Raw genomic sequence first — 19,449 nt, 5'->3', positions numbered from 1 at the left:
CCTGTTCGTGGACTGCGCGCGGCAACGCCCGCATCCTGATGAGAGTTGCCGTACCATCGTCACGGACACGCAACCAGCGTCCCGCCTGTCCCGAAACGGGAGGAGCGGGACGGTCGGGCGGGCGTTCTAGAGCCGCGGCGCGAGCAGCGCCATCAACGCCTCGCACCCGCGCGCATCCTCGTCGTCGAAGCGCGCGGGCGAGGGGCTGTCGAGGTCGAGCACCCCGATCAGCCGCTCGCCCGCGAGGATCGGGACGACCAGTTCCGAGCGGCTCGCCGCATCGCACGCGATATGGCCAGGAAAGGCGTGGACGTCCTCCACCAGCTGCGTGCGCCGCTCGGCTGCGGCGGTGCCGCACACGCCCTTGCCCAGCGGGATGCGGATGCACGCCGCCTTGCCCTGGAACGGGCCGAGCACCAGTTCGCCGTCGACCAGCCGGTAGAAGCCGGACCAGTTCAGGTCGGGCAGATACTGCGCGATCAGTGCGGCGGCATTGGCCATGTTGGCGATGGCGTCGGGCTCGTCCGCGGTCAGCGCGTCGAGCGCGGCGTGAAGGTCGCGGTACAGCTCCTGCCTGGAGCCGGCGGCGATGTCGAAGGCGTACATGCCGGCGTAGGTAGGTGGGGCGGGTGGCGGTGCCAATCCCACACCGTGCTCCTGCGAACGCAGGAGCCCAGAGCCAGGCATGGTAACGCCTTGTGGGAACGACAACGCTGGGCTCCTGCCTGCGCAGGAGCACCGTGGGAGACGTCGGGCGTTCGCGCTATTCCAGCCGCACCTTGCCCCGCCCCGCCTTCACCTGCGCGCGGCCCTTCTTCTCGTCGACGCGCTTCGCCTTCGCCGCGCGCGACGGCTTGGTCTTCACGCGCCGCGCCTCGCGCTTCTCCGCCTCGGCCAGCATCTCCGCCAGGCGCGCGCGCGCGTCCTGCCTGTTGGCGTCCTGCGTGCGGTACCGCCTGGCGGTCAGCACCAGCGTCCCCGACGCGGTCAGGCGGCTGCCCGCGATCGCCTTCAGCCGGCGATAGGTCTCCGGCGACAGTCCCAGCCGGAACACGTCGACGCGCAACTGGCAGGCGGTGGCGACCTTGTTGACGTTCTGCCCGCCCGGCCCCGTGGCGGCGAGGAAGCGCTCCTCGACCGCATCCTCGGGCACGTCAGCCATGGTCGAACCCGGCCGCGGCGAATCGCTCCGGCCAGGGCGCCTCGGCGGCGACATCGGGCTTGCCGGCGCGCGGGACGGTCAGCGCGGCGGCGTGGAGCATCATCCCCGCGGGATGCGCCGCGCCATAGACGGCATCGCCGGTGACCGCCGCGCCCAGCCCCTCGCGCGCATGGACGCGGATCTGATGGGTGCGTCCCGTCTCCGGGCGGAACTCGACCAGCGCGCGGCCGTCCTTCTCGGCCAGCAGCGTCCAGGCGGTGCGCGCCGATTTGCCGCGCGGATCGCCGGTCATCCGCCAGCCCTGCTCGGCGCTGGAGATCTTGGCGAGCGGCAGGTCGATCAGACCCGCGGTCGCGCGCGGCACCGCGTCGAGGATCGCGACATAGCGCTTCGCGACCAGTCCCTGTTCGAACGCCTGCTGGAAGCGGGCATGCGCCTTCGGGTTGCGCGACAGCAGCAGGCAGCCGCTGGTGTCGCGATCCAGCCGGTGCACCGCCATCGGCCAGCGCCTGAACCCCAGCCGCAGCGATTCGAGGTGATTCTCCAGACTGATCGCGCCGTCGCGCGGCCTGTCCACCGGCAGGCCCGCGGGCTTGTCGATCACCAACGCCTCGCCGTCGAGGAAGAGCACTCGGTCACCCAGCATGGCGACGGCCCTTGCCATCATGGCGCCCGGCTGGCCAGAGGGCGTCATGCTGCGCCGCCTGCTTGCCGTTTTCGTGATGATGACCGTGTCGCTCCCCGCGCACGCGCAATTGTGCGCCGACGGGCGGCAGCCCGCCGTGGCGGCGGACGGTCGCGTGCTGGGACATCTGCCTTACGGCGACGTCGCGCCGGGCGAACTGGTCCCGGTCCCGGCGCCGTGGAATGCGGGCGGCGCGTGCCTGGTGCGGCGCGACATGCTGCCCGACCTGTTGCGGTTGCTCACGGCGGCGGCGGGCGATCCGGCGGTCGGCGGGCGGATCCTGACGCTGTCGTGTCACCGCTCGCTCGGCTATCAGCAGTCGGTCTTCTGCCGCGAGGCCAATTCGGCGGTCGACGACCGTGCGCAGTCGGTGGCACCCCCGGGGCACAGCGAGCATGCGACGGGCTTCGCGCTCGACTTCGCGTTCCGCCCGCGCGTCAACGATTGCCCCGATGCGGAGGCGTGCGTCGCCGCGACGCCGGCGTTCCGCTGGCTGGCGGCGAATGCGACGCGGTTCGGGTTCGAGATGTCGTTCCCCGCGGGCAACCGGCAGCGGGTGAAATGGGAGCCGTGGCACTGGCGCTGGGTCGGTGCGAGCGGCGATGCGCCGGGGGCAGGGCGGGCACGCGCGGTGTTCGCGCGCGCGCGCGCCGCGTTTCCGGCGAACCCGGCGGTGGCGCCCGACGCGCTGGTGATCCGCGACGTAGCGCCGCCGCCGGTGTATATGGAGGCAATCCCGCCGCCGGAATGCCGCAAGGGGAAGTGCAGGGTGGCGAAGGCTAAACGGAAGTAACGCGTCACCCCGGACCTGATCGCGGCCTCTGCAAACCCCTTTTCCGAGCCCCGGCCTTCGCGGGACCTTTGCAAAATCGGGCGCAACAGCCCCGAGCCCACGCCGTGCTCCTGCGCAGGCAGGAGCCCAGGGCCAAACAGAACAACGCCTTATGGGACCCGCAACTCTGGGCTCCTGCCTGCGCAGGAGCACGGTGTCGCCTTTGGCACAGGTCCCGCCTTCGCCGGGGGGACGAAGACTTTCGCAACGGTCCCACTGTTCCGCGCCCACGCCGGAGTGACGGTTTGCGGAACGGTGGATGCCGGAACACGTCCGGCATGACCAATGGCGTCCTTACCCCGCCAGCTTCGCTGCGGTCTGCGCGATGCGGCGGCCCTGATAGCGCGCGCCGTCCAAGTCGACCTGGCTCGGCTGGCGGCTGCCGTCGCCGTCGGCCAGCGTGCTGGCGCCGTACGGCGTGCCGCCGTGGACCTCCTTCACCCCCATCTGGCCCTGATAGCCATAGTCCAGCCCGACGATGGCCATGCCGTGGTGGAGCAGGTTGGTGATGATCGAGAACAGCGTCGTCTCCTGCCCGCCGTGCTGGCTGGCGGTGGAGGTGAACGCGCCGCCGACCTTGCCGACCAGCGCGCCCTTCATCCACAGCCCGCCGGTGGTGTCCCAGAACGCCGCCATCTGGCTGGGCATCCGGCCGTATCGCGTCGGTGCGCCGACGATGATCGCATCATAATTGGCGAGCGCGTCCGGCCCCTCGATCTCCGGGTGCGCGGTGTCGGTCTTGAACCCGGCGGCCTTGACCACCTCCGCCGGTGCGGTCTCGGCGACGCGGCGGATGTCGACCTGCGCGCCGCCCTCGCGCGCACCTTCGGCGACGGCATCCGCCATCTTCTCGATATGGCCGTAGGAGGAGTAATAGAGGACGAGGACCTTGGTCATGTTCAGCTCCTTTTCGTGATCGTTATTCGGCGTCGACCAGGACGAGTTCGGCGTCCTGCGTCGCGGTGATGGTGACGGTGCCCGCGGCAATGGCGGCGCCGTCGCGCGCGGCGAACGGCTGGCCATCGATCAGGATCGCACCCGTCGCGGGGACGAGATAGGCGTGCCGGCCGTCGCCCACCGTGTGGGTCAGCGTCTCGCCCGCCTTCAGCGTCGCCGCCAGCACCCGCGCCTCGGCGCGGATCGGCAGCGCGGGCTGTTCGCCGGTCAGGTCGGCGTCATAGCCGCTGGCCAGCGTCACGAACCGGCCCGAGCGATCGCCCTTGGGAAAGGGCTTGGCGCCCCAGCTGGGGCTGCCGCCGCGGCGCGTCGGCTCGATCCAGATCTGGAAGAGCGTCGTCGGCTCGGCCTCCAGATTGTATTCCGCGTGGCGCACGCCGCTGCCGGCGCTCATCACCTGCACGTCGCCCGCCTCGGTCCGGCCGGTGTTGCCCATCGAATCCTGGTGCGTGATCGCGCCCGAGCGGACGTAGGTGACGATCTCCATGTCGCGGTGCGGATGCGGCGGAAAGCCGCTGTTGGGGGCGATCCGGTCGTCGTTCCAGACGCGGATCGCGCCCCAGCTCATGCGGGCCGGATCGTGATAGTTCGCGAACGAGAAATGGTGGCGCGCGTCGAGCCAGCCGTGATCGGCATGACCCAGCGTGACGAAGGGGCGGCGTTCGACGCGGGCGATGGTATCGGTGGTCATGATCTGCCTCCTGTGATGGAGCGGAGATAGGACGGCGAGCGTCGCGCGAAAACGGAAACGATTGAAACGGATCGTTTCGATCGATAGCATCGCGCGATGCGGTTACCCGATCTGGAAGCCTGGGCGATCTTCGCTGCCGTCGCGGAGCATCGCTCGTTCAGCGGCGCGGCGGATGCGATCGGACTCAGCAAGGCGACGGTCTCCAAGGGCGTGTCGCGGCTGGAAGCGCATCTGGGGCTGTCGCTGTTCCATCGCACCTCGCGCCGGCTTGCGCTGACCGAGGCGGGGCGGCCGCTGGCGGAGCACGCCGCGCGCATCGTCGTCGAGGCGCAGGCGGCGGAGGAGGCCGCGCGGCAGGGGGCGAGCGCGCCGGCGGGACGCGTCCGGCTGGCGGCGCCGATGACCTTCGGGGTCAGCAACGTCGCGCCGCTGGTGGCGGAGTTCCTGGTCGCGCATCCCGCGGTGGAGATCGAGCTGCACCTGTCCGATGCGCGGGTCGACATCGTCGCGGAGGGGTATGACGTCGCGCTGCGCATTGCGGACCTGCCCGACAGTTCGCTGCGCGCGCGGCGATTGTGCGGCGTGGCGACGCATCTGGTCGCCGCCCCCGCCTATCTGGCGCGCCACGGCACGCCGACGCACCCCGCGCAGCTGGGGGAGCATCGCCTGCTGTCCTACACCAACGTCACCGGGCCGTGGCGCTTCCGCGGGCGCGACGGCACCGACCTGTCGGTCAAGGCGCAGGGGCCGCTGGCGGCGAACAGCGGCGACGCGCTGATGCCGGCGCTGGTCGCGGGGCTGGGGATCGCACGGCTGCCGGCGTTCATCCTGGGCGATGCGCTGGGCGACGGACGGGTGGTGGAGATCCTGCGCGAATGGGCGCCTCCGCCCATCGGGCTCCATCTGCTGACGCCGCCCAGCGCGCTGCGCCCGGCACGGGTCGAGCGGCTGATCGCGTTCCTGAGCGAGCGGTTGCGCGACTGACGCGCGCGCGCCATGGTTCCCCGCCACGGACACACGGGCATCGGGGGATCACGGCATGAAGGTAGCGGGCTGGGCGCTGATGGCGCTGGCGATGGGGAGTGCGCCGGCGACGGCGGAGACGGTCGTGGTCACCGCGGCACGGATGCTGGACGTCGACAGCGGACGCATGGTCGATCGCCCGACGATCGTCGTGACCGACGGGAAGATCGTCTCCACCGGCGGCGGCGACGCCCCTGCGGACGCGAAGCGCGTCGACCTGGGCGACGTGACGCTGGTGCCCGGGCTGATCGACATGCACGTCCACCTGACCAGTCTGGCGGAGATCGGCGGCTATCAGACGCTGAAATATACCGACAGCTTCTGGGGTGCGGTGGGCGTGGCCAATGCGGCGAAGACGCTGCGCGCGGGCTTCACCACCGTGCGCAACGTCGGCGCGGCGGATTTCCAGGACGTCGGGCTGAAGGAGGCGATCGACGGCGGCTGGGTGATCGGCCCGCGGATCGTCCCCGCGGGCTATGCGATCGGCGCGACCGGCGGGCATTGCGACGACAATGCGCTGCCGCCCTCCTATGACAAGACGCTGCCCAGCGTGGTGAACTCGCCTGCGGAAGCGCGCGCCAAGGTGCGCTGGCTCCACAAATACGGCGCGCAGGTCATCAAGATCTGCGCGACGGGCGGCGTCTTCTCGCTGGGCGATTCGGTCGGCGGGCAGCAGCTGAGCGTCGAGGAGATGAAGGCGATCGCGGACGAGGCGCACATGCTCCACCTCAAGGTCGCGGCGCACGCGCACGGCGACGAGGGGATCAAGGCCGCGATCGTCGCCGGCATCGACACGATCGAGCATGTCAGCCTGGCCTCCGACGAGGCGATGAAGCTCGCGATCCAGCACAGGACCTGGTTCGACATGGATATCTACAACGACGACTACATCCTGGCGACCGGGACCGCGAACGGCACCGAGCAGGAGAGCCTCGACAAGGAAAAGGCGATCGGGCTGAAGCAGCGCCAGACCTTCCAGCGCGCGGTGCGCATGGGCGTGCCGATGACGTTCGGGACCGATGCGGGCGTCTATCCGCACGGCGACAATGCGAAGCAGTTCGCGAAGATGGTGCAATGGGGGATGACCCCGCTTCAGGCGATCCGTGCCGCCACCTCGCAGGCGGCGCTGGCGCTGGGGCGCGACGACGTCGGCGCGATCGCGGTCGGCCGCTGGGGCGACATGGTCGCGGTGAAGGGCGATCCGACCGCGGACGTGACGGTGCTGGAGCGGCCGGTCGCGGTCATCAAGGGCGGCGTGCGGGTAGAGTGAGGGGGCGCCACCTCCGTTCAGCCTGAGCGAAGTCGAAGGCCATGCGGGACGGCGGCTGTGCTTCGACTTCGCTCAGCACGAACGGGGAGCGGGGGCGGTGCTTGGTACTTACCGCACCGCATCCCGCCGCGTATAGACGATCCGCCGCCCGCCGCCCGTGCGCATCTCGAACGTCGCGCGGTAGTCCCGCGCCAGCGCCGCCTCGACCAGCGCGCGGGTGCGCGGGTTGCCGCCGCCGAACGCGGGCAGGACGTCGGCGATCTTCTCCGGCCGCGTCGCCAGGATGCGGCGCACCTCCGCGGCCGGATCCACGCCCAGCGCCGCGGCATTGTCCTCCGACCGCGTATTGAGCAGCCCGGGGAAGGCGTAGCGCGTCGGCAGGCACGTGTGCGTCAGATGGTACAGCACCGGATAGCCGTCATAGACATAGAGGCAGCCCTGCCGCGGCGTCGCGGCGGCGGCGAAGGCATAGGCCTGCGCGCGCGTCCCCTTCACCCGCGTGTTGAGCTGAAGCACCACCTGTCCGACGACGAAGATCGTGGCCAGCAGCGCCAGCGTCCGCCCGGGCCGCCGGTCCAGCCCCGGCGCGGCGAGCAGCGCCAGCGGCAGCAGCGCGGGCGGCAGCGCATTGGGATTGGGCCCGTTGACGAACGGGATCAGCCCGACGATCGCCGCGGCGAGCCAGCCCCAGGCAAAGCGCCGCGCCGGATCGGCGTTCGCCCCGCGCGGCGCGAGCAAGGCGGCGATCCACAGCGGCGCCAGGATCGCCAGCGCGAGCAGCCAGCCCGTCGCCTTGTCCGCCAGCGCGCCGCCCTCCTTGCCCAGGATCGACAGGAAATTGGCGAACACGAAGGCGTCGAGCGCGCCCGCCCGCCAATAGGCCGCGACCGCGATCGCGGTCGGCAGCAGCGCCGCGGCGACGAGCGCCAGCGCATGGCCGGCGAGCGCCGGCAGGTGCGTGCCCCGCCGCCATGCGGTCCAGAGCAGTGCGAGGCCGAAGAACATGCCCTCGAACACCACCGAATATTTGATCTGCAACGCGATGCCGACCAGCAGCATCGCGGTGACACCCTCGGCGGTCGGGCGGCGGGGGCGCCCGGTCACGTGGCGCAGCACCAGCGCCGCGGCGATCGCCATCGGCAGGTTGTAGAACACCGCGGACTGTCCGCCCTCCCCCTCGGTGAAGTCGAGCCACAGCAGATAGGCGGCGCCGGCGGCGAGGGCCCCCGCCGCGCCGGTGCCGCGCCGCGCCACGCGGTAGAGGACGCACGCGGTCGCCCAGGCGGCGAGGGTCGCGACGACCTGGTAGTGCAGCACCCCGTCGCCGCCCAGCAGGCGGATCGCGGCGAAGATCAGGAACAGCCCGATCGGCTTGCGATCCCAGATGTCGACATAGACCAGCGCGCCGTGGAGCATCCGGTCGCCGACCAGCAGGTAATATTGCTCGTCGAAGCCGGTCGCGGGGTTTCCCCACATCGCGATGCGCGCGGCGACGGCGACCAGCGCCAGCAGCAGGGCGGCACGCGCGGGGCGATCGAGCTCGAGGGGGAGGGCCATGGCGCCGCGTGATAGCGGCAAGCGACGGGAATTGAACCCGTCGCCCGCTCGCGCTTTGGACGGGGCAGAGGAGACAGGGCATGGCCGACGACCACGATGCGATCGCGAAGGACTTTGCCGAGGCGGTCAACATGGCGCCGGCCGACCTGGAAAAGTGGCTCGACACCGACGACAGCAAGCGGGTCGGCTGGAAGGGCGAGGGCGGCGACGGAAAGGGTGAAAGCGTCGGCCACCAGTCCGGCCGCCGCATCGTCGCGATCAAGCGCAAGAAGAAGGTCGATCTCACCGACGACGATTATGCGCATATGAAGAAGGTGGTGAGCTATGTGCACCGTCATCTGGCGCAGGGCGGGCCGAAGAAGGACGCGGCGCATTCCGACTGGCGCTATTCGCTGATGAACTGGGGCCACGACCCCGAAAAGTAGCGGGACCTTTGTCAAAGGCGACGCCGTGCTCCTGCGCAGGCAGGAGCCCGGAGTTGCAGGTCCCATAAGGCGTTGTTCCGCCTGGCCTGGGGCTCCTGCCTGCGCAGGAGCACGGCGTGGGCTGGGTGCCGTTGCACCTTTTTTGCAAAGGCCCCAAAAGTAGCGCGGATTGACCGCGGGGGCGGTGGTAGGTATAGCGCGCCGGTCCGACGGGAGCGACTCCCGCCGCGACGCTTGAACATTGCTGGATGCATTAAGGGCCGAAGGCGCCGGCGACGGTGGCCGATGGTCCTTTTCGTATTCCGTATAGCTTGTGATGGCTCCAGCAAAGTAACCTCAAGAAAGGTGAAGGCTTCAATGCCGACGATCAACCAGCTGGTCCGCAAGGGCCGCGACCCGCAGAAGGCCAAGAGCAAGGTTCCTGCGATGGAGCAGAACCCGCAGAAGCGCGGCGTCTGCACCCGTGTCTACACCACGACCCCGAAGAAGCCGAACTCGGCGCTGCGCAAGGTGGCCAAGGTCCGCCTGACCAACCAGCGCGAGGTCATCAGCTACATCCCGGGCGAAGGCCACAACCTGCAGGAGCACTCGGTGGTGCTGATCCGCGGCGGCCGTGTGCGCGACCTTCCCGGCGTGCGCTACCACGTGCTGCGCGGCGTCCTCGACACGCAGGGCGTGAAGGACCGCAAGCAGAGCCGCTCGAAGTACGGCGCGAAGCGTCCGAAGTAATTCAGCCAGAGTAAGCGCCGGACGTGTTCCGGGTTCGCTGAAGTTCAAGAAGGAAATCTGAGATGGCTCGTCGTCGTCGCCCCGAAAAGCGGGAAATTCTGCCGGACCCCGTCTATGGTGATGAGGTTCTCTCCAAGTTCATGAATTCGGTGATGCTGGACGGCAAGAAGTCCGTCGCCGAAGGCATCGTCTATTCCGCGCTCAACACGGTCGAGACCCGCGCCAAGCGCGAGCCGATCGGCGTGTTCCACGATGCGCTGAACAACATCAAGCCGGGCATCGAGGTCCGTTCGCGCCGCGTCGGCGGTGCGACCTACCAGGTGCCGGTCGAGGTGCGTCCCGAGCGTGCACAGGCGCTGGCGATCCGCTGGCTGATCTCCGCGGCGCGCGGCCGCAGCGAGAACACCATGTCGGCGCGCCTGTCGGGCGAGCTGATGGATGCCGCCAACAACCGCGGCAACGCGGTGAAGAAGCGCGAGGACACGCACCGCATGGCGGAAGCGAACCGCGCGTTCTCGCATTATCGCTGGTAAGCGCTATATAAGGCTTGGAGGCTAGGCCAGTGGCGACCCAACCGACCGGCAATCTCGACTTCGAGGAGCAGCGCATGAGGATTGTGCGCGCGATCGAGGAAGTCGAGAAGATGTCGGCGGAGACGCGGAAGCTGCTGGCCGGGGCCAACAAGGTCGGCGCCGAAACGAAGGCCGTTCCGTTTGCGACGGTGTTCCAGGGCCTGATCGCCATCGCCGGTCTGCTGGGTGCAGGTGCGGCGATCGCAAAGCTGTTCTTCCCCTAATATCCCGGTCCGCCGGGCGCGCAGACAATCCAACGCAAGGACCACGATCATGGCCCGCAGCCATCCGCTCGAACTGTATCGCAATATCGGCATCATGGCGCACATCGACGCCGGCAAGACGACGACGACCGAGCGCATCCTCTATTACACCGGCAAGTCCTACAAGATCGGCGAAGTGCACGAAGGCACCGCGACGATGGACTGGATGGAGCAGGAGCAGGAGCGCGGGATCACGATCACCTCGGCTGCCACCACCTGCAAGTGGAAGGCCGAGGAGGGCAAGGGGCCCGAGCACCTCATCAACATCATCGACACGCCGGGCCACGTCGACTTCACGATCGAGGTCGAGCGTTCGCTGCGCGTGCTCGACGGCGCGGTGGCGTGCTTCGACGGCGTCGCCGGCGTGGAGCCGCAGTCCGAGACGGTGTGGCGTCAGGCCGACAAGTACGGCGTGCCGCGCATGTGCTTCGTCAACAAGCTCGACCGCACCGGCGCCGATTTCTACTTCTGCGTCCAGTCGATCATCGATCGCCTGGGGGCGAAGCCGGCGGTGCTGTACCTGCCGATCGGTATCGAGGGCGGGTTCAAGGGCCTGGTCGACCTGGTCGAGAACCGCGCGATCATCTGGCTTGAGGAGTCGCTGGGCGCGAAGTTCGAATATCAGCCGATCCCCGACGACATGGCCGAGAAGGCGGCGAAGTATCGCAACGACCTGATCGAGCTCGCCGTCGAGCAGGACGACGAGGCGATGGAGGCGTATCTGGAGGGCAACGAGCCCGACACGAAGACGCTGAAGGCGCTGATCCGCAAGGGCACGCTCAACATGTCGTTCGTGCCGGTCGTCTGCGGCTCGGCGTTCAAGAACAAGGGCGTCCAGCCGCTGCTCGACGCGGTGGTAGACTTCCTGCCGTCGCCGCTCGACGTGCCGGCGATCAAGGGCGTGAAGCTCGACGGCGAGACGCCGGACGAGCGTCCGTCCTCGGACGAGGCGCCGTTCTCGGCGCTGGCGTTCAAGATCATGAACGATCCCTTCGTCGGCTCGCTGACCTTCGCGCGCATCTATTCGGGCGTCCTGGTGAAGGGCGGCTACCTGAACTCGGTGAAGGACAAGAAGGAAAAGATCGGCCGCATGCTCCTCATGCACGCGAACTCGCGTGAGGACATCGACGAGGCGCGTGCGGGCGACATCGTCGCGATCGCGGGCCTGAAGGAGACGACGACAGGCGACACGCTGTGCGACCCGGCGCACCCGATCATCCTGGAGCGGATGGAATTCCCCGAGCCCGTGATCGAGCTGTCGGTGGAGCCCAAGACCAAGGCCGACCAGGAGAAGATGGGCATCGCGCTCAACCGCCTGGCCGCCGAGGATCCCTCGTTCCGCGTGTCGACCGACCACGAATCGGGCCAGACCATCATCAAGGGGATGGGCGAGCTCCACCTCGAGATCCTGGTCGACCGCATGAAGCGCGAGTTCAAGGTCGAGGCGAACGTCGGTGCGCCGCAGGTGGCGTATCGCGAGTACCTCAAGAAGCCGGTCGACATCGACTACACGCACAAGAAGCAGTCGGGCGGCACCGGCCAGTTTGGCCGCGTGAAGGTGAAGCTGACCCCGGGCGAGCGCGGCGCGGGCATCATCTTCAAGGACGAGATCAAGGGCGGTAACATTCCGAAGGAATATATCCCCGCGATCGAGAAGGGCTTCCGCGAGACGGCGGCGACCGGCTCGCTGGTCGGCTTCCCGATCATCGACTTCGAGATCACGCTCTATGACGGTGCGTATCACGACGTCGACTCGTCGGCGCTGGCGTTCGAGATCACCGCGCGCGGCGCGATGCGCGAGGCCGCGCAGAAGTCGGGCATCACCCTGCTCGAGCCGGTCATGAAGGTCGAGGTCGTCACCCCGGAGGACTATCTGGGCGATGTCATCGGCGACATGAACTCGCGCCGTGGCCAGATCCAGGGCACCGACACGCGCGGCAACGCGCAGGCGGTGACCGCGATGGTGCCGCTCGCCAACATGTTCGGCTACGTCAACTCGCTGCGGTCGTTCACGCAGGGCCGCGCGAGCTACTCGATGCAGTTCTCGCACTATGACGAAGTGCCGCAGAACGTGGCCGATGAAGTCAAGGCGAAGCTCGCCTGATGAGATGACCGTCACCCCGGCCTCGAGCCGGGGTCCCGCTTCCTCTTCGTGGGCGAAAGAAGCGGGATGCCGGCTCAAGGCCGGCATGACGGGGTAGCAATATCGAAAACGGTTCGCTATGGGGCCGCGTTCTGGCGCGGCTCCGTTCGCGAAGACGAATCCAAGAAGGTAGGGAAACAATGGCCAAGGCTAAGTTTGAGCGGACCAAGCCGCACCTCAACATCGGCACCATCGGTCACGTCGACCATGGCAAGACCTCGCTGACCGCAGCGATCACGAAGGTGCTGGCGGAGAACGTCGCGGGCAACGCCGCGGTCGACTTCGCGAACATCGACAAGGCGCCGGAAGAGCGCGAGCGCGGCATCACGATCTCGACCGCGCACGTCGAGTACGAGACGGCGAACCGCCACTATGCGCACGTCGACTGCCCCGGCCACGCCGATTATGTGAAGAACATGATCACCGGCGCGGCGCAGATGGACGGCGCGATCCTGGTCGTGTCGGCCACCGACGGCCCGATGCCGCAGACCCGCGAGCACATCCTGCTCGCGCGCCAGGTCGGCGTGCCGGCGATGGTCGTGTTCATGAACAAGGTCGATCTGGTCGACGACGAGGAAATCCTCGAGCTGGTCGAGCTGGAAGTCCGCGAGCTGCTGAGCTCGTACGAGTTCCCGGGCGACGACATTCCGATCATCAAGGGCTCGGCCACCTGCGCGCTGTCGGGTTCGAACCAGAAGCTCGGCACCGACGCGGTGATGGAGCTGATGCAGGCGGTCGACGACTACATCCCGCAGCCGGAGCGTCCGCTCGACAAGCCGTTCATGATGCCGATCGAGGACGTGTTCTCGATCTCGGGTCGCGGCACCGTCGTCACCGGCCGTGTCGAGACCGGCATCGTGAAGGTCGGCGAGGAAGTCGAGATCGTCGGTATCCACCCGACCGTCCGCAAGACCACCGTCACCGGCGTCGAGATGTTCCGCAAGCTGCTCGACCAGGGCCAGGCCGGCGACAACGTCGGTGCGCTGATCCGCGGCGTGGCGCGTGACGAGGTCGAGCGCGGCCAGGTGCTCTGCAAGCCCGGCTCGATCAAGCCGCACACCGACTTCTCGTCGGAGGTGTACGTGCTGTCGAAGGACGAGGGTGGCCGTCACACGCCGTTCTTCGCCAACTATCGCCCGCAGTTCTACTTCCGCACGACCGACGTGACCGGCACCGTCGAGCTGCCCGAGGGCACCGAGATGGTCATGCCCGGCGACAACGTGGCGCTCGGCATCAAGCTGATCGCCCCGATCGCGATGGACGTCGGCCAGCGCTTCACCATCCGCGAGGGTGGCCGCACCGTGGGTGCGGGCGTGGTCAGCGCGATCTCGAAGTAAGCTGGTCCGGCGGGCCGCCTCGGCGGCCCACCGCAAAAGGTTCCGCCCGCCGCACGTTTTTTGTGCGGCGGGCGTTGCCTTTTTATGAGGGCGCCGTTATTGGCGCCCCTTCGAAATTCGAGTTGCGGCTCTTTCTCCGTTTCTTCCTTGGAGGCCCAGGCCTTGCGAGGGGGATCTCATCCCGCCGGTGCTTCCACCTGCGGCGCGAGTCTCCGGTCTTCGGCCCGGGGTAACGGCCGGGGTCGTGACCGCAGTTATCGGTAGGGAATATGGACAGCAACATCCGCATCCGCCTGAAGGCGTTCGACCATCGCGTGCTCGACCAGGCGACCGGCGACATCGCCGACACCGCACGCCGTACCGGCGCGCTCATCCGCGGCCCGATCCCGCTGCCGACCCGCATCGAGAAGTTCACCGTCAACCGCGGTCCGCACATCGACAAGAAGTCGCGCGAGCAGTTCGAGGTGCGCACCTACAAGCGCATGCTCGACATCGTGCAGCCGACCCCGCAGACCGTCGACGCGCTGATGAAGCTCGACCTGGCGGCCGGTGTTGACGTCGAGATCAAGCTTGCTTGAAGCAAGCTTGCCTTTGGCCCCGGCGAAGGCCGGGGTCCCTGTTGACTGCGTCAACAGGTTGGCCTAAACGCGCGGCTTCTCGCGAGGGGTGAGTCTCGTCCCCTTCGCGTCATCCCGTCGTCCGGCGGGATCTTTGCGGGAACGGGCGTATCGCCGGACCCGATGAGATGCCGGCCACGACGCCGGCATGGCGACAATAGAGATACCGCCGGCCGCCTTCGGGCTGCCGGGACAGCGTCTCCCGTCTGCTTCCCGTCGTGGGGAGCGCCCAGCCCGGGACGGGGGCACGCTTCGCATTTCCGGGCTGAACCGATCGCCGGCGCGAGCCGGTGGTCACAAGCACCCATGGGATGGGCCCGTGGGTGCCTCTGTCAAGGAGCACGAGGTCATGCGTACTGGCGTGATCGCGAAGAAAATGGGGATGACCCGCCTGTTCCAGGATGACGGTCGGCACGTGCCGGTCACCGTCCTGCAGATCGAGGCGCTTCAGGTCGTCGCCCGCCGCGAGATGGATCGTGACGGCTATACCGCCGTCCAGCTTGGCGCCGGTGTCGCCAAGGCAAAGAATGTCGCCAAGCCGCAGCGCGGCCACTTCGGCAAGGCCGAGGTGGAGCCCAAGGCGATCGTCCACGAGTTCCGCGTGAGCGAGGACAACCTCCTCGACGTCGGCGCCGAGTTGTCGGCGGACCATTTCGTCGCCGGCCAGTACGTCGACATCCAGGGTCGCACGCAGGGCAAGGGCTTCGCCGGCGCCATGAAGCGCTGGAACTTCGGCGGTCTGCGCGCGACGCACGGCGTTTCGGTCAGCCACCGTTCGCACGGTTCGACCGGCAACCGCCAGGATCCGGGTCGCGTCTTCAAGAACAAGAAGATGGCCGGCCACATGGGCGACAAGAACCGCACGCAGCAGAACCTCGAGATCGTCGGCACCGACGTCGAGCGCGGTCTGATCTTCGTGAAGGGTTCGGTCCCCGGTTCGAAGGGCGGCTGGCTGTTCGTGAAGGATGCGGTCAAGCTCGATCGCCACGCGGACGCTCCGTACCCGGCCAGCCTGAAGCAGGCGGCCAACAGCAACACCGCAGCGGATACGCCGGCCGAGACTTCGGCGGACGCGACCGCGACCGACGGCCAGGAGGGCTAAGAAGTGAAGGTCAAGGTTTCCTCCTTTGCCGGCACCGACGCAGCGGACATCGAGCTCAACGACGAGGTCTTCGGCCTCGATCCGCGCGCCGACATCCTGCACCGCGTCGTGACCTGGCAGCTCGAGAAGCGTCGCGCCACCGCGCGCGGCACCCGCGAGCGTTCGGACGTCGCGCGCTCGGGCAAGAAGCTCGGTCGCCAGAAGGGCGGCGGCGTGGCCCGTCACGGCGATCGCCGCGCGCCGGTGTTCATCGGCGGCGGCAAGGCGCACGGCGCCCGCGTCCGCGACTTCAATCCGGGTCTGAACAAGAAGATCCGCGCGCTCGGTCTGAAGATGGCGCTCAGCAGCCATGCGAAGGCCGGCTCGCTGATCGTGCTCGACGGGTTCGAGGTGCAGAAGACGAAGGACCTGAAGGGTCACTTCGCCACGCTGAACACGGGCAAGCGCACGCTGGTGATCGACGGCGAGGCGGGCGAGAGCTTCCGCGCCGGTCGCAACCTGCCGGGCGTGGACCTGCTGCCCGCGGTCGGTGCGAACGTCTACGACATCATCAAGGCAGACACGCTGGTGCTGACGCGCGCGGCGGTCGAGAAGCTGGAGGCGCGCTTCAATGGCTAAGCCGGCAAAGGCGATCGACAACCGTCATTACGACGTGATTGTCGCGCCGCACATCACCGAGAAGGCGACCCTGCTCTCCGAGCAGAATGCGGTGGTCTTCAAGGTCGCCAACAAGGCGACCAAGCCCGAGATCAAGGCGGCGGTGGAAGCGCTGTTCGACGTGCGCGTCGTCGGCGTGAACACCATCGTCCAGAAGGGCAAGACCAAGCGCTGGAAGGGTGCGCCCTACCGTCGCTCCGACGTCAAGAAGGCGATCGTGACGCTGGGCGAAGGCCAGTCGATCGACGTTACCGAGGGGGCCAAGTAACATGGCACTCAAGCATTACAATCCGACCTCGCCCGCGCAGCGCGGCCTCATCCTCGTCGACAAGTCGTCGCTGTGGAAGGGCAAGCCCGTCAAGGCGCTGACCGAGGGCAAGAACAAGACCGGCGGCCGCAACAACAAGGGCCATGTGACCAGCCGCGGCATCGCGGGCGGCCACAAGCAGAAGTACCGCTACGTCGACTTCAAGCGTCGCAAGTGGGACGTCGAGGGCACCGTCGAGCGGCTGGAGTATGATCCGAACCGCACCGCGTTCATCGCGCTGGTGTCGTACCCGGACGGCGAGCAGGCGTATATCATCGCGCCGCAGCGGCTGGCGCCGGGCGACAAGGTGATCGCGGCGAAGAAGGCCGACACCAAGCCGGGCAACGCGATGGAGATCGGCCAGGTCCCCGTCGGCACCATCGTCCACAACGTGGAGATGAAGCCGGGCAAGGGTGGTCAGATCGCGCGGTCGGCCGGCACCTACGTGCAGGTCGTCGGTCGCGACAAGGGCATGGTGATGGTCCGCCTGAACTCGGGCGAGCAGCGCTATATCCACGCCGATTGCATGGCGACCGTGGGGGCGGTGTCCAACCCGGACAACCAGAACCAGAACCTCGGCAAGGCGGGCCGTTCGCGCTGGATGGGCAAGCGCCCGCTGACGCGCGGTGTTGCGAAAAACCCGGTCGACCACCCGCACGGCGGTGGTGAAGGCCGGACCTCGGGCGGCCGTCACCCGGTCACGCCGTGGGGCAAGCCGACCAAGGGTGCGCGCACGCGCCACAACAAGGCGACGGACAAGATGATTATCCGTAGCCGTCACGCGAGGAAGAAGTAATGGCGCGCTCCGTCTGGAAGGGCCCGTTCGTCGAACTGAGCCTGCTCAAGAAGGCCGAAGCCGCGCAGGACGCCGGTGGCCGCGCGCCGATCAAGACCTGGTCGCGCCGCTCCACCATCCTGCCGTCGTTCGTGGGTCTCACGTTCTCCGTCTACAATGGCCGCAAGTTCGTGCCCGTCTCGGTCAACGAGGACATGGTCGGCATGAAGCTCGGCGAGTTCGCGCCGACCCGTTATTTCCCGGGTCACGCGGCTGACAAGAAGGGCAAGCGCTGATGAGCAAGCCTCAGTCCCCCCGCAAGGTCGGCGACAAGGAAGCCTTGTCGGTCGGCACGCAGATCCGTGGTTCGGCGCAGAAGCTGGGCCTGGTCGCCGCGCTGATCCGCGGCCGCAAGGTCGGCGACGCGATGAACATCCTGGCCTTCTCGAAGAAGTCCATGGCGATCGACGCGCGCAAGGTGCTGGCCTCGGCCATCGCCAATGCCGAGAACAACCACAACCTCGACGTCGACGCGCTCGTCGTCGCGGAGGCGTCGGTCGGCAAGTCGATCGTGATGAAGCGGTTCGCCACGCGCGGCCGCGGCAAGTCCACCCGCATCCTGAAGCCGTTCTCGCGGCTGCGGATCGTCGTGCGCGAGCAGGAAGAAGCGTAATGGGTCACAAGAGCAACCCGATCGGTCTGCGTCTGCAGATCAACCGCACCTGGGACAGCCGCTGGTACGCCGAGGGTGCGGACTACAAGCGCCTGCTGCTCGAGGATCTGAAGATCCGCGAGTACATCCTGAAGACGCTGCCGCAGGCCGCGATCTCGAAGGTGGTGATCGACCGTCCGGCCAAGCTGTGCCGCATCTCGATCTTCGCGGCGCGTCCCGGCGTCATCATCGGCAAGAAGGGCTCGGACATCGAGAAGCTGAGGAAGACCCTCGGCGCGATGACCAGCTCGGACGTGTCGCTGAACATCGTCGAGATCCGCAAGCCGGAGGTCGATGCCAAGCTGATCGCGCAGGGCATCGCCGACCAGCTGGAGCGTCGTATCGCGTTCCGCCGCGCGATGAAGCGCGCGGTGCAGTCCGCGATGCGCCTGGGTGCCGACGGCATCAAGGTGTATTGCGGCGGCCGTCTGGGCGGTGCGGAAATCGCGCGTTCGGAGAGCTATCGCGAGGGCCGCGTGCCGCTGCACACGCTGCGCGCCAACATCGACTACGCTCATGCCGAGGCGCACACCGCCTATGGCGTCTGCGGCGTCAAGGTGTGGGTGTTCAAGGGCGAGATCCTGGGTCACGACCCGCTCGCGACCGATCGCCTGATGATGGAGGCCCAGACCTCCGGCGTGCGCCCGGCGCGCGACGACCATCGCCGCTAAGGAAATAGAGCAATGCTGCAACCGAAGCGCACCAAGTTCCGCAAGGCGTTCAAGGGCCGTATCCACGGCGACGCCAAGGGCGGCACGTCGCTGAACTTCGGCTCCTATGGCCTCAAGGCGATGGAGCCGGAGCGTATCACCGCGCGCCAGATCGAGGCGGCCCGCCGCGCGATCACGCGTCACATCAAGCGCCAGGGGCGTCTGTGGATCCGCGTGTTCCCGGACGTGCCGGTGTCGTCGAAGCCGGCCGAAGTCCGCATGGGCTCGGGCAAGGGCTCGCCGGAATTCTGGGCCGCGCGCGTCAAGCCGGGCCGGATCCTGTTCGAGCTGGACGGCGTCGCAGGGCCGCTGGCCGCGGAGGCGTTCGAGCGCGCCGCGATGAAGCTGCCGATCAAGACCAAGGTCGTGGCGCGCCTCGGCGACACGTCGCACCTCGGGGGTGAGTGAGATGGCGAAGAAGATCGATTTGACCGGGCAGAGCGACGACCAGCTGGGCGAGACGCTGGGCAACCTGAAGCGCGAGCAGTTCAACCTGCGCTTCCAGGCCGCGACCAGCCAGCTGGAGAAGCCGAGCCGCGTGCGCGAGGTCCGCAAGGACATCGCCCGCATCAAGACCATCCAGGCGCAGCGCAACGCTGCGTCCGGCAAGTAAGGGAACCGAGCACATGCCGAAGCGCGTGCTGACCGGGCTGGTCGTGTCCGACAAGGGCGAGAAGACCGTGGTGGTGAACGTCGAGCGCAAGGTGAAGCACCCGCTCTACGGCAAGATCATCCGCCGCTCGAAGAAGTATCACGCCCATGACGAGGCGAACGAGTACAAGGCGGGCGAGACCGTGCGCATCGAAGAGACCGCGCCGATCTCCAAGCTGAAGACCTGGAAGGTGATCGCGCGCGTCAACACGCACGTGTCGCCCGAGCGGGTCGAGATCGACGGCTGATCGATCGTCGCCCCGGCCTGGCGC

At 68.0% G+C, this 19,449-nt stretch carries 26 protein-coding genes; 20 read left to right on the top strand and 6 right to left on the bottom strand.

What is annotated here, in order from left to right; translation table 11 throughout:
* Positions 1 to 126: 126 nt before the first annotated feature.
* The 3 genes from PGN23_RS16330 to PGN23_RS16320 all read right to left on the bottom strand — a co-directional run bounded on the left by PGN23_RS16330 (position 127) and on the right by PGN23_RS16320 (position 1,808).
* Positions 127 to 606, bottom strand: coding sequence for a GAF domain-containing protein (locus PGN23_RS16330; protein WP_335304100.1), 480 nt, complete (start codon positions 604 to 606; stop codon positions 127 to 129).
* Positions 607 to 763: 157 nt separating this feature from the next.
* Positions 764 to 1,162 (bottom strand): alternative ribosome rescue aminoacyl-tRNA hydrolase ArfB, encoded by a 399-nt coding sequence (gene arfB, locus PGN23_RS16325; protein WP_335304099.1) that lies wholly within the window; start codon positions 1,160 to 1,162, stop codon positions 764 to 766.
* Entirely contained in the window at positions 1,155 to 1,808 is a 654-nt protein-coding gene (locus PGN23_RS16320) for an RluA family pseudouridine synthase (protein ID WP_335304098.1), read from the bottom strand. The genes arfB and PGN23_RS16320 overlap by 8 nt, the downstream gene beginning before the upstream one ends.
* Between PGN23_RS16320 and PGN23_RS16315 the strand changes: the two genes are divergently transcribed.
* Positions 1,807 to 2,640 (top strand): M15 family metallopeptidase, encoded by an 834-nt coding sequence (locus tag PGN23_RS16315; RefSeq protein ID WP_335304097.1) that lies wholly within the window; start codon positions 1,807 to 1,809, stop codon positions 2,638 to 2,640. The genes PGN23_RS16320 and PGN23_RS16315 overlap by 2 nt on opposite strands.
* A gap of 333 nt (positions 2,641 to 2,973) precedes the next feature.
* Here the strand turns inward: PGN23_RS16315 and wrbA are convergent, their stop codons facing one another.
* Both wrbA and PGN23_RS16305 read right to left on the bottom strand, forming a co-directional pair.
* Positions 2,974 to 3,576 (bottom strand): NAD(P)H:quinone oxidoreductase, encoded by a 603-nt coding sequence (wrbA, locus tag PGN23_RS16310; RefSeq protein WP_335304096.1) that lies wholly within the window; start codon positions 3,574 to 3,576, stop codon positions 2,974 to 2,976.
* Positions 3,577 to 3,598: 22 nt separating this feature from the next.
* Positions 3,599 to 4,327, bottom strand: coding sequence for a pirin family protein (locus tag PGN23_RS16305; RefSeq protein WP_335304095.1), 729 nt, complete (start codon positions 4,325 to 4,327; stop codon positions 3,599 to 3,601).
* A 96-nt stretch (positions 4,328 to 4,423) separates the two neighbouring features.
* Between PGN23_RS16305 and PGN23_RS16300 the strand changes: the two genes are divergently transcribed.
* Positions 4,424 to 5,311, top strand: coding sequence for a LysR family transcriptional regulator (locus PGN23_RS16300; protein WP_335304093.1), 888 nt, complete (start codon positions 4,424 to 4,426; stop codon positions 5,309 to 5,311).
* Positions 5,312 to 5,366: 55 nt separating this feature from the next.
* Positions 5,367 to 6,620 (top strand): Xaa-Pro dipeptidase, encoded by a 1,254-nt coding sequence (locus PGN23_RS16295; RefSeq protein WP_335304092.1) that lies wholly within the window; start codon positions 5,367 to 5,369, stop codon positions 6,618 to 6,620.
* Positions 6,621 to 6,728: 108 nt separating this feature from the next.
* Here the strand turns inward: PGN23_RS16295 and PGN23_RS16290 are convergent, their stop codons facing one another.
* Positions 6,729 to 8,177, bottom strand: a complete 1,449-nt coding sequence (locus PGN23_RS16290; RefSeq protein ID WP_335304090.1) for a hypothetical protein — start codon at positions 8,175 to 8,177, stop codon at positions 6,729 to 6,731.
* A gap of 80 nt (positions 8,178 to 8,257) precedes the next feature.
* On the opposite strand from PGN23_RS16290, the gene PGN23_RS16285 reads away from it, so the two are divergent.
* From PGN23_RS16285 to rpsQ, 17 genes are all read left to right on the top strand, one after another.
* Positions 8,258 to 8,602, top strand: a complete 345-nt coding sequence (locus PGN23_RS16285; RefSeq protein WP_335304088.1) for a DUF3140 domain-containing protein — start codon at positions 8,258 to 8,260, stop codon at positions 8,600 to 8,602.
* Positions 8,603 to 8,959: 357 nt separating this feature from the next.
* Positions 8,960 to 9,331 carry a 30S ribosomal protein S12 gene (gene rpsL / locus PGN23_RS16280; protein WP_022691828.1) on the top strand — a complete coding sequence of 124 codons (372 nt, stop codon included), beginning with the start codon at positions 8,960 to 8,962 and terminating at the stop codon, positions 9,329 to 9,331.
* 62 nt (positions 9,332 to 9,393) lie between these two features.
* The gene (rpsG, locus tag PGN23_RS16275; RefSeq protein ID WP_294300574.1) at positions 9,394 to 9,864 is read left to right on the top strand and encodes a 30S ribosomal protein S7; all 471 of its coding nucleotides are present in this window, start codon (positions 9,394 to 9,396) and stop codon (positions 9,862 to 9,864) included.
* Between the two features lie 29 nt (positions 9,865 to 9,893).
* Entirely contained in the window at positions 9,894 to 10,127 is a 234-nt protein-coding gene (locus tag PGN23_RS16270; protein WP_335304087.1) for a hypothetical protein, read from the top strand.
* Positions 10,128 to 10,176: 49 nt separating this feature from the next.
* Entirely contained in the window at positions 10,177 to 12,270 is a 2,094-nt protein-coding gene (gene fusA, locus PGN23_RS16265; protein ID WP_335304086.1) for an elongation factor G, read from the top strand.
* Positions 12,271 to 12,449: 179 nt separating this feature from the next.
* The gene (tuf, locus tag PGN23_RS16260; RefSeq protein ID WP_335304085.1) at positions 12,450 to 13,646 is read left to right on the top strand and encodes an elongation factor Tu; all 1,197 of its coding nucleotides are present in this window, start codon (positions 12,450 to 12,452) and stop codon (positions 13,644 to 13,646) included.
* Between the two features lie 269 nt (positions 13,647 to 13,915).
* On the top strand, positions 13,916 to 14,224 hold the full coding sequence (rpsJ, locus tag PGN23_RS16255) for a 30S ribosomal protein S10 (protein WP_007406109.1): 309 nt from the start codon (positions 13,916 to 13,918) through the stop codon (positions 14,222 to 14,224).
* 388 nt (positions 14,225 to 14,612) lie between these two features.
* Positions 14,613 to 15,365 (top strand): 50S ribosomal protein L3, encoded by a 753-nt coding sequence (gene rplC, locus PGN23_RS16250; protein ID WP_335304631.1) that lies wholly within the window; start codon positions 14,613 to 14,615, stop codon positions 15,363 to 15,365.
* A 3-nt stretch (positions 15,366 to 15,368) separates the two neighbouring features.
* Positions 15,369 to 15,983, top strand: a complete 615-nt coding sequence (rplD, locus tag PGN23_RS16245; protein ID WP_335304084.1) for a 50S ribosomal protein L4 — start codon at positions 15,369 to 15,371, stop codon at positions 15,981 to 15,983.
* Positions 15,976 to 16,290: a 50S ribosomal protein L23 gene (locus PGN23_RS16240; protein ID WP_335304083.1), complete on the top strand. Its 315-nt coding sequence runs from the start codon at positions 15,976 to 15,978 to the stop codon at positions 16,288 to 16,290. The genes rplD and PGN23_RS16240 overlap by 8 nt, the downstream gene beginning before the upstream one ends.
* 1 nt (position 16,291) lies before the next feature.
* Positions 16,292 to 17,125, top strand: coding sequence for a 50S ribosomal protein L2 (gene rplB, locus PGN23_RS16235; RefSeq protein ID WP_335304081.1), 834 nt, complete (start codon positions 16,292 to 16,294; stop codon positions 17,123 to 17,125).
* On the top strand, positions 17,125 to 17,400 hold the full coding sequence (gene rpsS / locus PGN23_RS16230) for a 30S ribosomal protein S19 (RefSeq protein ID WP_335304080.1): 276 nt from the start codon (positions 17,125 to 17,127) through the stop codon (positions 17,398 to 17,400). Before rplB ends, rpsS begins: the two co-directional genes overlap by 1 nt.
* The gene (rplV, locus tag PGN23_RS16225) at positions 17,400 to 17,777 is read left to right on the top strand and encodes a 50S ribosomal protein L22 (protein WP_335304079.1); all 378 of its coding nucleotides are present in this window, start codon (positions 17,400 to 17,402) and stop codon (positions 17,775 to 17,777) included. Before rpsS ends, rplV begins: the two co-directional genes overlap by 1 nt.
* A complete protein-coding gene (gene rpsC / locus PGN23_RS16220) occupies positions 17,777 to 18,487 on the top strand; it encodes a 30S ribosomal protein S3 (protein WP_335304077.1) in 711 nt (236 codons plus the stop codon). The genes rplV and rpsC overlap by 1 nt, the downstream gene beginning before the upstream one ends.
* Before the next feature lie 12 nt (positions 18,488 to 18,499).
* Positions 18,500 to 18,934 (top strand): 50S ribosomal protein L16, encoded by a 435-nt coding sequence (gene rplP / locus PGN23_RS16215; RefSeq protein WP_335304076.1) that lies wholly within the window; start codon positions 18,500 to 18,502, stop codon positions 18,932 to 18,934.
* A 1-nt stretch (position 18,935) separates the two neighbouring features.
* Positions 18,936 to 19,139, top strand: a complete 204-nt coding sequence (gene rpmC / locus PGN23_RS16210) for a 50S ribosomal protein L29 (RefSeq protein WP_335304075.1) — start codon at positions 18,936 to 18,938, stop codon at positions 19,137 to 19,139.
* Positions 19,140 to 19,152: 13 nt separating this feature from the next.
* Complete coding sequence (rpsQ, locus tag PGN23_RS16205) at positions 19,153 to 19,425, top strand: 30S ribosomal protein S17 (RefSeq protein ID WP_335300359.1); 273 nt, start codon at positions 19,153 to 19,155, stop codon at positions 19,423 to 19,425.
* Positions 19,426 to 19,449 lie beyond the last annotated feature (24 nt).

Source organism: Sphingomonas adhaesiva, assembly GCF_036946125.1.
Taxonomy (GTDB): Bacteria; Pseudomonadota; Alphaproteobacteria; order Sphingomonadales; family Sphingomonadaceae; genus Sphingomonas; species Sphingomonas adhaesiva_A.
Note: the sequence above shows the minus strand (reverse complement) of the source record. Positions and strands in the feature narration are given on the sequence as shown.

Excerpts from the sequence above, each read along its gene's own strand:
- rpsC (WP_335304077.1), top strand. The coding sequence starts at position 17,777 with ATGGGTCACAAGAGCAACCCGATCGGTCTGCGTCTGCAGATCAACCGC.
- rpsL (WP_022691828.1), top strand. The coding sequence starts at position 8,960 with ATGCCGACGATCAACCAGCTGGTCCGCAAGGGCCGCGACCCGCAGAAG.
- rpsJ (WP_007406109.1), top strand. The coding sequence starts at position 13,916 with ATGGACAGCAACATCCGCATCCGCCTGAAGGCGTTCGACCATCGCGTG.
- rplB (WP_335304081.1), top strand. The coding sequence starts at position 16,292 with ATGGCACTCAAGCATTACAATCCGACCTCGCCCGCGCAGCGCGGCCTC.
- PGN23_RS16315 (WP_335304097.1), top strand. The coding sequence starts at position 1,807 with ATGGCGACGGCCCTTGCCATCATGGCGCCCGGCTGGCCAGAGGGCGTC.
- rplV (WP_335304079.1), top strand. The coding sequence starts at position 17,400 with ATGAGCAAGCCTCAGTCCCCCCGCAAGGTCGGCGACAAGGAAGCCTTG.
- wrbA (WP_335304096.1), bottom strand. The coding sequence starts at position 3,576 with ATGACCAAGGTCCTCGTCCTCTATTACTCCTCCTACGGCCATATCGAG.
- PGN23_RS16305 (WP_335304095.1), bottom strand. The coding sequence starts at position 4,327 with ATGACCACCGATACCATCGCCCGCGTCGAACGCCGCCCCTTCGTCACG.
- PGN23_RS16285 (WP_335304088.1), top strand. The coding sequence starts at position 8,258 with ATGGCCGACGACCACGATGCGATCGCGAAGGACTTTGCCGAGGCGGTC.
- PGN23_RS16320 (WP_335304098.1), bottom strand. The coding sequence starts at position 1,808 with ATGCTGGGTGACCGAGTGCTCTTCCTCGACGGCGAGGCGTTGGTGATC.
- PGN23_RS16240 (WP_335304083.1), top strand. The coding sequence starts at position 15,976 with ATGGCTAAGCCGGCAAAGGCGATCGACAACCGTCATTACGACGTGATT.
- rpsQ (WP_335300359.1), top strand. The coding sequence starts at position 19,153 with ATGCCGAAGCGCGTGCTGACCGGGCTGGTCGTGTCCGACAAGGGCGAG.
- rplC (WP_335304631.1), top strand. The coding sequence starts at position 14,613 with ATGCGTACTGGCGTGATCGCGAAGAAAATGGGGATGACCCGCCTGTTC.
- PGN23_RS16290 (WP_335304090.1), bottom strand. The coding sequence starts at position 8,177 with ATGGCCCTCCCCCTCGAGCTCGATCGCCCCGCGCGTGCCGCCCTGCTG.
- rpsG (WP_294300574.1), top strand. The coding sequence starts at position 9,394 with ATGGCTCGTCGTCGTCGCCCCGAAAAGCGGGAAATTCTGCCGGACCCC.
- PGN23_RS16300 (WP_335304093.1), top strand. The coding sequence starts at position 4,424 with ATGCGGTTACCCGATCTGGAAGCCTGGGCGATCTTCGCTGCCGTCGCG.
- tuf (WP_335304085.1), top strand. The coding sequence starts at position 12,450 with ATGGCCAAGGCTAAGTTTGAGCGGACCAAGCCGCACCTCAACATCGGC.
- PGN23_RS16330 (WP_335304100.1), bottom strand. The coding sequence starts at position 606 with ATGTACGCCTTCGACATCGCCGCCGGCTCCAGGCAGGAGCTGTACCGC.
- rpmC (WP_335304075.1), top strand. The coding sequence starts at position 18,936 with ATGGCGAAGAAGATCGATTTGACCGGGCAGAGCGACGACCAGCTGGGC.
- arfB (WP_335304099.1), bottom strand. The coding sequence starts at position 1,162 with ATGGCTGACGTGCCCGAGGATGCGGTCGAGGAGCGCTTCCTCGCCGCC.
- rpsS (WP_335304080.1), top strand. The coding sequence starts at position 17,125 with ATGGCGCGCTCCGTCTGGAAGGGCCCGTTCGTCGAACTGAGCCTGCTC.
- fusA (WP_335304086.1), top strand. The coding sequence starts at position 10,177 with ATGGCCCGCAGCCATCCGCTCGAACTGTATCGCAATATCGGCATCATG.
- rplP (WP_335304076.1), top strand. The coding sequence starts at position 18,500 with ATGCTGCAACCGAAGCGCACCAAGTTCCGCAAGGCGTTCAAGGGCCGT.
- PGN23_RS16295 (WP_335304092.1), top strand. The coding sequence starts at position 5,367 with ATGAAGGTAGCGGGCTGGGCGCTGATGGCGCTGGCGATGGGGAGTGCG.